We start from the raw sequence: 13,626 nt of genomic DNA on the forward strand, positions 1-13,626 counted from the left end.
CGCATCACTTGCGACGCTTGCCGCCGCGCGGGCCCGGCCCGCCGCCCTTGGCGGCCTGCGCCTGGCGCTGACGTTCCTCGGCGGCTTTCATGACGCGGTCCCAGAATCCGCCGCTCTTGGGGCTGTTGCCCCCGCCCTTGCCCATCGACCCCGCGTCAAAGTCGCCGCGGTCCTCCATCTCCTTGATGTGCGCCCGGACGCGCTTGGACTCGATGATGCCCACGCTGGTGGACACGAGGATGTAGAGCGTCAGGCCGCAGGGCATCTTGTAGAAGAGGAACGGAAACAGCGGCGCGATGAACTTCATCATCTTCTGCTGCTGCTCCGCCTGCTCGTTCATCGCCGGCGTCGTCTGCGTGGTGTACTTCTGCTGAATGAAGAACACGAACGACATGAGGATCGGGATGATGTTGATGCTCGAGATCGTCACGAAGCCCAGGTGCGTCTCGGGGAAGGTGATGAAATTATCCTGCGAGGAAAGGTCGCGGAGGAACTGCCAGTTGAAGCCGAACCATTGTCCGATCGAGTGGAACACGTCGTAGAACGCGGGCTGGTGGCGGAGCTGAATGGCGAAAAAGAGCATGGCGTACAGGGCGAACCAGATGGGCATCTGAAAGAGCATCGGCAGGCAGCCGAGGCCCATCGCGGCGGGGTTGACGTTCTTCTCGCGATACAGGGCCATCGTTTCCTGATTGAGCTTCTGAGGATTGTCCTTGTACTTGACCTTGAGGCGCTCCAACTCGGGTTTGAGCGAGGCCATCTGCCGGCTGACCTTCATCATGTTGACCTGCGAACGCTTGGTCAACGGATGCAGAATCGTCCGCACGATCGCGACAAGTCCCATGATCGCCAGACCCCAGTCGCGCACGATCCAATGCAGGAACTGAAGGAATGCCAGCAGTCCGTTGGCCAGCCAGGCGAATGTGCAGAACGCGCAGAACCCGCCGAGGTTGAACTCGATGACGTCGCCCAGATCGAGCCGCACGTACAGCGGATCGTTCTTGAGCAGGTCCGAATCCATCGGCCCGGCGAAAAGCTCAAGCTCAAGCGCCGCCGACTTGCCCGCGTCAATCCGCATCGGCACGCTGTCCATGAGCAGCGCCATCGACTTGTCCGTGTCCTTGGGCCCGCCCCATGTCATCCGCCGTACCGTGTTGAACTCCGACTGGAGCGGAAGGATGCCTTCGACCTTTTCATCGACCGTCGTGTGCACGGCGGCGGCGAAGTAACGGTTGGTCATGGCGACCCATGCCAGGTCGCGCCCCGAATCTTCGGCGTCCTTGGGATCGGGCCAGAGCGTGTCGGTCTTCTGGCTGACGACGTTCTGGCGGCGCAGATGATGGCCGTTCGTCGTCAGGTGTTTGGACTTGGGGTTGGAAAGCGACGGTTGAAGATAGCACTCGACGACCTTGCGCCGGTCGCCGATATATCCGCCTTCGGTTTGCAGATCGACCGGCCCAAGCTGGGTGAACCGCACGCTCAGCGGACCGTCCGTCAGATTCTCGAACGTCTGATGCAGGTCCAGATCGTATCGACCGACGGGCAGCGACCATGTGCGCGTCAGGCGCAGCACCGGCTTGTCCGCGGCGTCGGCGATCGTCAGATGGAACACGGCGGTCGTGGCGGTGGTCTTTTCGCGATCAACCTGCCAGCGCGACCCGTAGACGTAGACCGGGTCCCCGCCGTTGATCACCACGGCATAGGCGGCCATCGGGTACTGATAGCTTGTCGCGCCGGTGGCGTCGTCATGCGAATAGACCTGCTGCTGTTGAAGCGGATAGGGGATGTGGTCCTGCACGCTCGTCGAGTAGCGCGACAGGAGCACATGTTTGATGCCGCCGCCCCAGGGCGTGAACTTGGCCTCGAGATTGTACGGGTTGGTCTGCTCGTCCTTTTCGGTGGAGCCGATGACGGGCTCATCCTGTTTTTCGGTGACGTCGACGACCTTGAGGCCCGAAATCGGCTTCACATCGTCGGGGACGGCGGCGGGCGTTTGGGTTCCCTCGCCGGGGGGCTTGGCGGATTCCCCGGCCTTGTCAGGCGCGGGCGGGGCGCCGTCCGTGGTGGAAACCGCGGGCTTGGCCGTCGAAGCGTCTGGCGCGGTCGAACCGGAACGGAACGCCATCGCGACGGTGATGCCGACGGCGATGACGACAAGAAGCAAAGTAATGGCGAAGCGTTGCATCGAAACCCTCTATTGTCGGGTCAAATGAAGTCGCACAGTATATGGGGAAAACGCAAAACTCGAAACTCGAAAACCGAAACTCGAAGGGATGGGCCATCCTTCGGTTTTCGAGTTCCCCCCGTTACCTGCCTTCGAGGAGTCGCTGGCCGAAGAAGTCGTTAAGGTCGGGGATTTTCTCGACCTTGGCGATCACGGACTTGATGTCATATTCGAGGCGGACGAATTCGACGTGATCTTCAAAAAAGAGCGTGTAGCCGCTGCGGGGATCGCGGTCGCGGGGCTGTCCGACGGAGCCGACGTTGATGATGAATTTTTCTTCTTCGCGGAAGCTGTACTGGCCCTTCAGTTCGGTCGGATTGTAGAAGTCGGGTTCATCGGTGAAGACGCCCTGGACATGGGTATGCCCGACGAAGCATCCGCGTTCGAGGCGGTCGAAAATCTGCTGCATTTTTGTCGGAGCGGTGGCCACGTCGTCGGCGAAGATGTACTCGTTGATGGGCCGGCGGGGCGAGCCGTGCACGCTGATGACGCCGTCGGCAAGCGTCTGGCGGATCGTCAGCCCGCCGAGATAGTTCCATCGCATGGCCCGCTTGGCCTTGTCCGGCTCGAGTTCGAACTGCCGCCGGGTCCAGAAGCTGGCCGTCTCGGCCCCGACGTTGAAATTCGTCGGCTCGTAGAGCACCGCGTAATCGTGATTGCCCATCAGCGCCCAGTCGCAGCGCTCAATGACCAGATCGAGGCACTCGCGGGGGTTGGGCCCGTAGCCGACGATGTCGCCCAGGCACACGATGCGCTTGACCTTGCGTTTTTCGATGTCCGCCAGAACGACGCGCAGGGCTTCGAGATTGGCGTGGATGTCGGAGATGATGGCGGTGGGATAGCTGATGATGCGTCTCCGTGAGGACCTTTGCTCGGGGCACCATCGTAAGAAGCCCCGCCCCAGAGCGTCAAGCCGAGATCGGAATCACTGACCCATTGTCGAAATTCTTGCGGTTCGTGATGCACCCGACGATCAGGTCGGCCACGCGATCGGGCGAAATGCACTGCTCGGGCGCGATCGTCGCCTCATCGAATAACGACCGGAGCATCGGCGTCTCCACCGCCCCCGGGGCGATCGCCACCGCCCGGATGCCCCTTGACTCGCCCTCGCGAGCAGTCACCAATGTGAACATGTTCACGCCGATCTTCGCCGCAGCGTACGCCGCGAAGCCCGGGAAGGGATCGATCGACGCCATGGAGGAGAGGTTCACGACGATCCCGCCCCGCCGACCGAGCGGGCCCCACGCCGCGCGCGTCAGGTACATCACCGACGAGAGATTCGCGTCGATCGTTTGTCGCCACAAAGCCGGATCCGTCTCGCTGATCGACGCCAGCGCCGCATAGCCCGCCGCGTTGACCAGCGCATCGACCCGCTCATACCGCTCCATCGCCGCCTGCACCGCCCCCTCGCACGCCCCCGGCTCCGTCACGTCAGCCGGATAAATCAGCGTGGGCGCATCGCCGACGAGGTCCGCCGTGCCTGTGAGCTTCGTCTCATTGCGGCCGACGAGCACCAGCGACCACCCCGCCGCGGCGAGCTGACACGCCGTCGCGCGTCCGATGCCGCTGCCCGCCCCCGTCACGATCGCCGTCTTCATCGCTGCGTCCGCCATCGCCATGCTCCGAAATAAACAGCACCGTGCGTCGAAACGACACGGTGCTGGTGGGAAGAGAGAGGGCTAAGTTGAACTACTTTTCGATCTTCGCAGTAACCGTTTGTCACCACCCTGGAAACAACGCGAACTGGTACGTTCACTCATTAAACACAAACTCAATATAGCAACGGCTCGGGAAATATCAAGCGGATTGCGGACGCGCCGCCCAATAATTTTGGGCCGCCTCACATGGGCTTATCCGCGATCGTGCGGTCGTAAACCCCGAGCAGCTTTGACTTATCGAAAATCATCTCCTGACGCGTCAGGCCCACAATGTCGTACTCGGGCGTCAATTCGATGGCGTCCACCGGGCACGCTTCCTCGCACATGCCGCAGTAGATGCACCGCAGCTCATCAATGTCGAAGCGCTTGGGATATTTCTCGCGGTCGTCCCAGGGCGATTCCTCGCCGACGATGTGAATGCACTCGGCGGGGCAGGCGGTGGCGCACATGAAACAGGCGACGCACTTGACCCGCCCCTGCTCATCGCGATTGAGCCGATGCACCCCGCGGTAGTTCCCGCGATTGAGCCCGCCCTCGAGCACCGGCATCTGCTCCCGGCGCTCCTCCGGGTAGTAGAACGTCTTGGCCTTGGGCCCCCGGCCCATCGAACCGACGATGTGCCGAAAGGTCGTCCCCAGACCCTTGAACACCTCCGGCAGATAGGTCGATTCCAGACGCCCCATCCTGGGCATTTCAACGACATAGAAATCAGTATCGCGCATGGGCGGAGCTCTTTCGGTAAAGCATCATTGTTGTCCCCCGCCCCGGATGCGTCAAGGGCCGGCCACGGATGCCGACGTGGAACTGACCCGGTCGATGCCATCGCGGCATTGTCCCCTTCCCGCCCGGCGCTATCATACGGCATGGATTCCGCTGCCCTGCACCACATGTCCGTTGAACAGAAGCTGGACCTGATGGAGGCGCTGTGGGCGGACCTGTCGCGCGATCCGGCGACCGTCGACTCCCCCGAATGGCACGCCGGTGTGCTCCGCGAACGCCAATCGCAAATCGACCGCGGCGATGCGAAACTGAGCGACTGGGAAGACGCCAGACGGCGGCTCCGGCAGACCCGATCCAAATGAACATTCTGATCCTCGACGCCGCCGAGCAGGACATTGTCGCCGGTGCGCGGTTCTAAGAACGACAGCGTGCCGGTCTCGGCGATGCATTCATCGAAGCCATCATCGCCGACATCGACTCCCTTCACACATTCGCCGGGCAAAACCTGATGGCGCACGGCAAACATCGAATACTCGCGCGCCGCTTTCCATTTGGAATCTATTACACGCTCAATGGCGACACCGTAACCGTTCATGCCGTGCTCGATCTTCGACGGGAGCCGACCGGCATCTACAAACGACTCATCCAATGACCCGTGGTCGCGACAGCCCGTCGTTTCATCCCCGCACCACATGCTCTAAACTGCATGCATGTCGCCCACGCTGATCCTCATTCCCACCGAGTTGGAACGCAAGGCCCTGTCAACAGACCGCGCGGAGGTTCATCTGTGCGGGTTCGGGCCGATTGCGGCGGCGGCGCGGACGGCGGGACTGCTGGCCGATGGCGCGTACCAGCGCGTGCTGCTGGTCGGGATCGCGGGGACCTATGACCCCGCCGCCCTGCCGGTCGGACAGGCGGTGTGCTTCGACGGCGTCCACATCGACCCCGTCGGCGGGGGCGTCATGCCGCAGTGGGAGAACATCACCGATGCATTACCGCTGGCGCGGCCGGCGGGCGTGCGATGCGCCGGGGCGCTGCAAACCGTCTGGCGCGTCGGGGCGGACGGGCACGGCGCGGCGGCGGAGGACATGGAAGGGTTCGGCGCGGCGATGGCGTGCGCGATGGCCCGTGTTCCGCTTGCGATCGTGCGCGGGATTTCCAATGCGGTCCATCAGCGCGATGCCCGGCAGTGGCGCATCGACGAGGCGATGCGGGCGGTCGGCGCGGTTCTGCCGGCGGCGCTTGCGGCGACATGGGAGACGGCACCATGACGACGCCGATCCATCTGGGCATTTCGACCTGTCCGAACGACACGTTCGCCTTTCATGCGCTGCTCACCGATCGCATCGACACGCGCGGGCTTTCGTTCCGCATCGAGCTGATGGACGTGCAGGAACTCAACACGCGACTGTTCGCCGGTGACTTTGACGCGGCGAAGGCGAGCTTTCATGCGGCGCTTTTGCTGAGCGATCAGATGGGCGTGCTGCCGGCCGGTTCGGCGCTGGGGTTCGGCGTGGGGCCGCTGCTTCTGGCGGCTCAGCCGGGCATCCGCCCCGCCGACCTGCCGGGCGCCCGCGTGTTGTGCCCCGGCGAGCACACGACCGCCACGCTCCTCTACAAATTGTTCCACCCGCAGCAGGGCGTTGTGCGGCAGGTCGTGTTCAGCGACATCATGCCGGCGCTGCAGCGAGAAGAAGCCGACTTCGGCGTGTGCATTCACGAGGGCCGATTCACCTGGCGGGAGCAGAAGCTGCATCGGGTCGAGGACCTGGGCAGCGTGTGGGAATCGGCGACGCACTCGCCGCTGCCGCTGGGCGGCATCCTCGCCCGCCGCCGCCTCGGCGACGACACGCTCCGCAAACTCGCCGGCGTCGTTCGCGACTCGGTCGAATATGGATTGGCCCACCGCGATGAAACCCTGCCGACGATGCGCCGCCATGCGCAGGAGCAGACCGATGAGGTGCTCTTCGCGCATGTGGACCTGTATGTGAATCAATGGACGCGCGATCTGGGCGAGACGGGGCATAAGGCGCTGGACATGCTCCACCGCAAAGCCGTCGAAGCCCGCGTCATCCCGCCGGGAAATGCATCACTTGACGTGCTGGGGCGCTGACGCCACCGGGAGCGGCTGATCAAGCTGGACGGAGCGTCGGAGGATGGCGGCGACGAGCTGCTGTTCGAGCAGTTCGTCGCGTCCGACGGTGGCCCAGTAGCTTTCTTCGAGGCCGCGCTCGGTGTAGGTCGCGCGATGGCGTGAGTCGGCGGAGCGGACGGAGACGACGCCCATCGCCGAGGTGACAAGCTGGCGCGGCGGATGGTAGCGGCGCTGAATGTCGACGATGACGTGCAGTTGGTAATCCTTGGGCGCGTTGGGATTCGGGGCGGCGCCTTCGGGGGCGGCGGGGGCGACGGAGACGCGGACGATGTGACGCTGAAAGTTGAGGGTCGATTCGACCGTCTCGTCGTTGCCGAGGTTGTCGCTCCGCCAGGGCTCGAACACGCTTGCGGAAATCTGCGGCTCCGTCGTCACGATGCCGAAGCGTCGATCCTTGCGATCCACCACGTACCGCCGCTCGCGCAGGACCAGAATCGCGGCATCGAACACGCGGTCGTACTCGGGCACGGCGATGTCGATGGGATTGTCGACGTCGACGGCCTTGGGGGCGCAGCCGCCCAGCGAAAGCGTCAGCAAGGCGAGGGCGACGATGATCAGGAAGGTTTTACCCATATGCCGGGCCAGTTTATCGCCTGCCCTCCCGGCCCGCCAGCGCACGGGGCCGATAATCGGGCCGATCCGGCGACGCGGCGCGATCGGGTGCATCTTCGATCAGGGATTTCACTCAATCGGCGTGGTGATCGTGCCGATTTTCATCTTGTCGTCGCCTCATGCATGCTGGAGAAGATATGCGCCCCTTGCGCGAGGAAGAGAAAGAGCTTTCCAATACACCTTCATTGCCGAGTCCGCGGCGGTCCGTTCAGACGCGCGTGCTGCTGGCGATGATGGCGATGGTGACGATTCCGACGTGTCTGTGCGGTTATCTGACGCACGCGCGCGCCGCCGAGGCGTTCGAGCAGAATCTGATGCGCGACTCGGCCGTGCTGGCGCAGACGGCCAGCCACCTCATCGAGGGCTACGTCGAAGCCGGCCGCACGCGCGATCTGAGCGTCGCGCTGGATCAGGTCATACAGGACAAGCGCATCGCGTTCATGGTGATCTGGGATTCGCAGGGGCGCATGATCGATCAGCGTTACAACGAGCCGCTGGCGTGGCACGGTTATCAGCAGCAGCTCACGCCGCAGGAGCGGCTCAGTCCGTTGACGCTCAACCGGTCGATCCGCCTCGCGTACAACAACGGCGACGAGATGGTCGTTCGACGCCAGCTCATCCGTCAGCAGGCCGCCGTCGCGCCCACGGTTCCCGGCGCAACCACGTATCAGGGTTCGATCATCGGATGCCTGGAGCTGGGCCTGGTCGATCCGCAGCAGGACGAGCTGGTCAATGACATGCGTGACGCGACGCTGCTGATCATGGCGGTGATCAGTCTGCTGTCGATGCCGCTGGTCGTCTGGCTCGTGCGGGGGTTGACCCGGCCGCTGCGGCGGATGCTGGCGGCGACGATGCGGCTCGGGGCCGACGGCACGTTCGAGCCGCTGGAAATCAAGCGCGATGACGAAATTGGCATGCTCGCCCGATCGTTCAACACGATGGCGCGCAATCTCGCCAATATCCGCCAGGCCCTCGTCGACGCCAACGAGCATCTGGAGCAGAAAGTCACCGAGCGCACCGGGCAGCTTGAGCACGCCAAGGCGCAGCTCGAGCAGGAGATGGTCGAAAAGGACCAGTTCATCCGCGCGATCAGCCACGACCTGGGCGCCCCCCTTCGCAACATCGCCGGGCTCACCAGCATGCTCATGCTCAAGCACCGGGCGCAGATGGAGGAGGAAGTCCTCTCCAAGCTCGAGCGCATCAGCGCGAACATCAAGACGGAAAACGATCTCATCGCCGACCTGCTTGAATTGAGCCGCATCAAGACGCGCAACGGCCGGCGTCAGAACGTGGACCTCGCCGAGCTGGTGCAGTCGATCGCCGGCGGGCTGAGTTTCGATCTGGAGGAGCGCAAGATCGAATTCGTGATCGACACCCCCCTGCCGGTGCTGCACGCGGAGCGCAACCGGATGCGGCAGGTGTTCCAGAATCTCATCGACAACGCCATCAAGTACATGCCCGCCGACCAACCGCTCAAGCGCATCAGCGTGGGCGTGGAGAAGGTCAACGGCGTCGAGGCGATGTATGTGCGGGACACGGGCATGGGCATCGCCCCGGCGGATCAGCAGGCGATCTTCGTTCTGTTCCGTCGCGCCCGCTATTCCGGGCACAACGACGCCCCCGGCCGAGGGGTCGGTCTGGCCACCGTCAAGACGATCATCGAACGCTACGGCGGGCGCATCTGGGTGGCGAGCGAGCCGCCGCACGGCTCGACGTTCTACTTCACGATCGACCCGCAGCACTATCGCGCCGCCGTGCGCGGCGCCGCCCGGCCCGTCATGCAGCCCCAGGAAGCCGCCTCATGACCGAACACCTTTCGCCGCACATTCTGCTCGTCGAAGACGACATGGACACCGCCGAGCTGGTCCGCGAGACGCTCGCCGATCACTTCAACGTCGATCAGCTCGTACACGCGCCGACGGTGGCGGAGGCAATGGCGATGGACTTGAGCGCGATCGACCTGGTGCTTTCGGACATGAATCTGCCCGACGGGCACGGGCTGGACCTGATCGATCAACTGCTCGCCCGCCGCCGCGACCTGCCCATCGTGATGGTCACCAGCGAGTCGGACCTGGAGCTCGCCACGCGCGCGATCCAGAAGGGCGCGTTCGACTACGTCGTCAAGGCGGGCGACTACCTGTTCACGATTCCGCTGATCGTCGAGAAGAATCTGGCGGTGTATCAGATCAAGGCCCAGAACCTTCAGCTCCATACCGAACTGGAGCAGACGCTCGAAGAGCTGCGCATCAAGAACCAGCAGCTCGAAGAGGCGGTGCACAAGCTCGAGGATCAGGCGTCGACCGACCCTTTGACCAATCTCGCCAACCGCCGCCACATCCAGATCACGCTGGAGCGCAGTTTCTCGGAGTCGCAGCGGTACGGGACGGATCTGGCGGGGATCATGATCGACCTGGACGGGTTCAAGCAGCTCAACGACACGCTCGGCCACCAGCAGGGCGACCGGCTGCTTCAGGCGATGGCCAAAATCCTTCAGGCCAACTGCCGCCGATGCGACATCGCCGGCCGTTACGGCGGGGACGAGTTCGTGCTGCTTCTGCCGCACACCGATCCTTCGATCGCGCGGCAGGTCGCCCGGCGCATCAAGCGGCAGTTCGTCGATTCCGTCCGGGCCATGTTCCCGCAACACACGAATTGCGATCTGTCGATCGGCATCGCGTGCATGTCGCTGAGCCATCCGGCCAGCGCCGACCAGCTTGTCGCCCTCGCCGACGGGGCGCTGTACCGGGCGAAACAGATGGGCAAAGCACGCATCATCATCCACGACTGGCCCGATCAGGACGGCCCGCTGCCCGGCGATCCGTCGAATACGTCGAGCGATGCGCCGACGCCGTCGCCGATGCGTCATTGATGCAATTGATTCAGTGCCCCGCCGGATTGTCGGTGGCGTCCGCGGCCCCGGCTTCGCCCGTGCTCACCAGTGCGTAGCGGTAGAGCACCGGGCCGACGAGGGCGTGAATCGCCACCAGTCCGAGCATCAGATTGAACAGGCCCCGCGCCCATTGCTCTTGCTCGAAGCTCTGCAGCAACAGCGCCGCCAGCGCGAGCGTGACGCCCGACTGCGGCGTCAGCGCCATCCATAATTTGCTTCGCCATGCGCCTTGGAGATTCATCGCCCGACCGGTTCCGCTGACGATCGCCCAGATCGCTCCGCCGCGCACGAGCACGAGGCCGACGACGGCGAGGATGGACACGAGCGTGGTGAACACGGACAGGTCGAGCTGCGCCCCCGCCGCCGCGAAGAACAGGCAGTAGACCGGCAGACTCATGCGTTCGATCGTGTCAAAGAGCGGCGCCGACTGCTCGGGCGCGAAATTCTCCATGACGAGCCCGGCCGCCAGCGCCATCAGCAATGGCTCCATGTGAATGTGCTGCCCCGTGCCCGGCAGCGTGAACACCTGCTCGCCGAGCAGCGCGATCATGAAGCACGCCCCGATGACGAAGATCACCAGATGCGCCTTCACGCCCGACACATACCACGCCATCGCCAATCCCATCACCGCGCCCAGCGCGATCGAACCGACAAGCTGCGCCCCGACCGCCAGCAGGAACGCCGACGAAATCGCCGCCTGCTCGTCGAGCAGCCCCTTGCCGACGGCGACCAGCGTGGCGAACAGCACGATGATCAACAGGTCCTTGCAGACCGTGACCGCCAGCGTGGTCCGGCTCAGCGGGCCGTCCGCCCGGCACTCGTTGATCAGCGCGATCGCCATCGACGGACTGTTGCCCGAGGCGATGAGCCCCACCAGCGCCGCGGCGATGATCCATTCCATCCTTGTCATCGGCTCCGCCGTGCCGAAAATGTTCATCGTGCTCGACGCCCCGAGCACCACCGCGAACACCACGATCGCCACGCCCAGCACATTCGCCGCCGTCAGCGCCGCGATGCGCCGCATCCGCCCGCGCAGCCAGTCGATGCGGATTTCCCCGCCGGCCGTGATGGCGATGAGCGAAATCGCCAGGTCCTTGATGAACCGCATCCGCTCCACCTGCTCCGTCGAAATCAGCGGCATGCCCCGGCTCAGCACCCCGCCGAGCATCGGCTCCAGCGCGACCCGCCAGAACGAAGGTCCGACGATCAACCCGAACACCAGGTATCCGCTGACCCGCGGCAGTTTCACCGCCGCGAACATCCGCCCCGTCAGCCACGCCCCGAGCATCAAATACCCCACCGACAGCCCCAGCACCATGCGCTGCGGCGCCTCCGCATCGCGCAGCGACAGCGCCACGAACACCAACGCCGTCAGCAGCACCAGACTCAGCGCGACCTTCATCGTGGTTCGCTCTCCTTGGCCGCCGCCGTCTGCACCGATTCGTGATGCACGATCGCCATCGCCTCCGCGACAAGCCCCATCACGATCACGATCATCAGAAGCTGCGCCCCGCCCAGCGGCGCCGCCGGCGCCTCGGCCTGAAGCGACATGCGGTAGCCGACCGCCAGCGCCAACGCCAACGGACTCTGCCGCGCGATCGACATCATCCCCGGCGGCGTCCGCGTCAGATTCATCGACCGACGCACATGCATGCGGTCGATCCATTTCACCCCGCCGCGCGCGATCAGACCAAGGAGCACCAGCGCGACGCCCATGATCCCGATCGCCGCGTCCGCCAGCACGCCCGCCACGAGCATCAAAAGCATCGCCACCGGCTGCTCCGCATCGACGATCACCCGCTGAAACCGCTCCAGCGTCTTGCCCGGCAGATTCACCACCACCGCCCCCGTCACCCCCGCCGTCAGCAGTGGCGAGCATCCGAGCGTCGTGGCGGCCCCGGCCGTGAAGCTCACCAGTCCGAGCAGCACGACGAGGAACTCGCCCTCCGTGCGCTGCGCGATCGTCATGAGGCCCTTGCCCAGCAGCCCCATCGCCAACCCGATCAGCACCGACATGCCCACGCCGCCGAACATGCGGCTCGCCGACCACATCGCCTCGCCCGCCGACGGGTTGAAGTCGAACGCCGTGTACAGCACGCCGTACAGAACCAGGGCGAGCATCGACGCCAGCCCCGCGCCGGCGCGCACGACCGGCATGACCTTCTCCGCATCGCCGAGCCCGCGCTGCAAGCTCTTGACCTCCGGCGACCAACCCATGCCGAAAATCCCGATGAGTAGCGCCATCGGCATCGCCGTCCACGCATCGACGCCGAAGCTGAGCATGACCAGTTCCGCCGACGCCGCGATGATGAGCAGACTGAACGCCGCATCAAGCACCACCAGCCCGAACACCCGCCCCGGCACGACCCGCGGCAGCGAGCGATGCGCCTGCAATCCGACCATCAAGCCGACCCACCCCAGGCAAAAATAAATCAGCGGCGCGACCGCCAGAAGCTGCTCCGGCAATATCAATCGCATCCCGTGCGGCCCGATGGCGAAACCGATCCCCACCATCAGCCACCCCCCCGTCGTCAGCGCCGCCCCGATCCGCGTCCGACGCAAACCATAAAACCGCTCGCTCGATGCGAACAGCGCCAGCGAAACCAAGATGACCAGTCCGATGAATATCCGCATCTGGCTGCGTCCCCTGCCTCACATCAAACTCACCGGCGCCCCGCCGCGTCGCGCCGGATACAAGAAGTTATCCACTGCGAAGGCGATCATAAAAAGCACGCGGCGAAAGAATCGACACGCCCTGATAAGCGCCCAGTTCAATGAGCTGCTTGTCCCCCGTGACGATGCAAGCCGCGCTCCCCGCCACCGCCGCGCCAAGCACCGGCAAATCGTCCGCATCCGCAAACGCTTCCCATGGCACGGCCGCCGGCACGACGGACTCCGTGTGCAGCCGCAGCATCGAAAGCACCGCCTCCACCTGCTCCGGCGTGGCCTTGAATTTGTCGCGGTAATGCGTCGCCAATTCGTTGAGAATGTGATCGCAGACCACCACCTGATGATCACGCAGACACAGCAGCACCAGCGCCGCGCACAACCCGTGCGTCGCGAATCCCGCCAACAGAACATTCGTATCGAGCACAACCCTCAAGAGATCGCCCCGAAGATGTCCTCGTCCGTCAGATACCCCTGCGCCTCCGCCAGCGGCGTCGTCATCCTGCGGATCGACTTCATCTGCTCCGCCGCGATGTAGCGTCGGAGCGATTCGCGCACCAGGTCCGCCGTGGGCCGATGCTGCTGGGCGCTGAGCGCTTCAAGCTGACGCTTGAGTTCATCCGGAAGTCGGACATTGATCGTGCTCATAAGTACCGCATTCTATGACCGCCGCGCCGAATCGGTCCACGCCGCCGCACCT

General features: G+C 64.4%; 13 protein-coding genes. 5 read left to right on the forward strand and 8 right to left on the reverse strand.

The window, feature by feature from the left end:
• Window positions 1-4 precede the first annotated feature (4 nt).
• From yidC to GC162_03975, 4 genes are all read right to left on the reverse strand, one after another.
• Window positions 5-2,185: a membrane protein insertase YidC gene (gene yidC, locus GC162_03960; protein MBI1367790.1), complete on the reverse strand. Its 2,181-nt coding sequence runs from the start codon at window positions 2,183-2,185 to the stop codon at window positions 5-7.
• A gap of 121 nt (window positions 2,186-2,306) precedes the next feature.
• On the reverse strand, window positions 2,307-3,071 hold the full coding sequence (locus GC162_03965) for a metallophosphoesterase (GenBank protein ID MBI1367791.1): 765 nt from the start codon (window positions 3,069-3,071) through the stop codon (window positions 2,307-2,309).
• A 61-nt stretch (window positions 3,072-3,132) separates the two neighbouring features.
• Window positions 3,133-3,843: an SDR family NAD(P)-dependent oxidoreductase gene (locus GC162_03970; GenBank protein ID MBI1367792.1), complete on the reverse strand. Its 711-nt coding sequence runs from the start codon at window positions 3,841-3,843 to the stop codon at window positions 3,133-3,135.
• A gap of 221 nt (window positions 3,844-4,064) precedes the next feature.
• The gene (locus GC162_03975; protein ID MBI1367793.1) at window positions 4,065-4,604 is read right to left on the reverse strand and encodes a 4Fe-4S dicluster domain-containing protein; all 540 of its coding nucleotides are present in this window, start codon (window positions 4,602-4,604) and stop codon (window positions 4,065-4,067) included.
• Window positions 4,605-4,745: 141 nt separating this feature from the next.
• On the opposite strand from GC162_03975, the gene GC162_03980 reads away from it, so the two are divergent.
• The 3 genes from GC162_03980 (at window position 4,746) to GC162_03990 (ending at window position 6,715) form a co-directional block, all read left to right on the forward strand.
• A complete protein-coding gene (locus GC162_03980) occupies window positions 4,746-4,964 on the forward strand; it encodes a hypothetical protein (GenBank protein MBI1367794.1) in 219 nt (72 codons plus the stop codon).
• A 348-nt stretch (window positions 4,965-5,312) separates the two neighbouring features.
• Complete coding sequence (locus GC162_03985; protein MBI1367795.1) at window positions 5,313-5,873, forward strand: hypothetical protein; 561 nt, start codon at window positions 5,313-5,315, stop codon at window positions 5,871-5,873.
• Window positions 5,855-6,715: a hypothetical protein gene (locus GC162_03990; protein MBI1367796.1), complete on the forward strand. Its 861-nt coding sequence runs from the start codon at window positions 5,855-5,857 to the stop codon at window positions 6,713-6,715. Before GC162_03985 ends, GC162_03990 begins: the two co-directional genes overlap by 19 nt.
• Here GC162_03990 and GC162_03995 read toward each other — a convergent pair.
• Window positions 6,692-7,330, reverse strand: a complete 639-nt coding sequence (locus GC162_03995; protein ID MBI1367797.1) for a hypothetical protein — start codon at window positions 7,328-7,330, stop codon at window positions 6,692-6,694. The genes GC162_03990 and GC162_03995 overlap by 24 nt on opposite strands.
• A gap of 158 nt (window positions 7,331-7,488) precedes the next feature.
• Here GC162_03995 and GC162_04000 point away from each other — a divergent pair, with 158 nt between their 5' ends.
• Together GC162_04000 and GC162_04005 are read left to right on the forward strand one after the other, a co-directional pair.
• Window positions 7,489-9,174, forward strand: coding sequence for a HAMP domain-containing protein (locus GC162_04000; protein ID MBI1367798.1), 1,686 nt, complete (start codon window positions 7,489-7,491; stop codon window positions 9,172-9,174).
• Window positions 9,171-10,238 carry a diguanylate cyclase gene (locus GC162_04005; protein ID MBI1367799.1) on the forward strand — a complete coding sequence of 356 codons (1,068 nt, stop codon included), beginning with the start codon at window positions 9,171-9,173 and terminating at the stop codon, window positions 10,236-10,238. The genes GC162_04000 and GC162_04005 overlap by 4 nt, the downstream gene beginning before the upstream one ends.
• Before the next feature lie 10 nt (window positions 10,239-10,248).
• Here GC162_04005 and GC162_04010 read toward each other — a convergent pair whose 3' ends face one another.
• From GC162_04010 to GC162_04020, 3 genes are all read right to left on the reverse strand, one after another.
• On the reverse strand, window positions 10,249-12,138 hold the full coding sequence (locus tag GC162_04010; GenBank protein MBI1367800.1) for a hypothetical protein: 1,890 nt from the start codon (window positions 12,136-12,138) through the stop codon (window positions 10,249-10,251).
• An 822-nt stretch (window positions 12,139-12,960) separates the two neighbouring features.
• Entirely contained in the window at window positions 12,961-13,476 is a 516-nt protein-coding gene (locus tag GC162_04015) for a putative toxin-antitoxin system toxin component, PIN family (GenBank protein ID MBI1367801.1), read from the reverse strand.
• Complete coding sequence (locus GC162_04020) at window positions 13,359-13,574, reverse strand: ribbon-helix-helix protein, CopG family (GenBank protein MBI1367802.1); 216 nt, start codon at window positions 13,572-13,574, stop codon at window positions 13,359-13,361. The genes GC162_04015 and GC162_04020 overlap by 118 nt, the downstream gene beginning before the upstream one ends.
• Between the last annotated feature and the right edge of the window lie 52 nt (window positions 13,575-13,626).

Source organism: Planctomycetota bacterium (assembly GCA_016125255.1).
Taxonomy (GTDB): Bacteria; Planctomycetota; Phycisphaerae; order Phycisphaerales; family Zrk34; genus RI-421.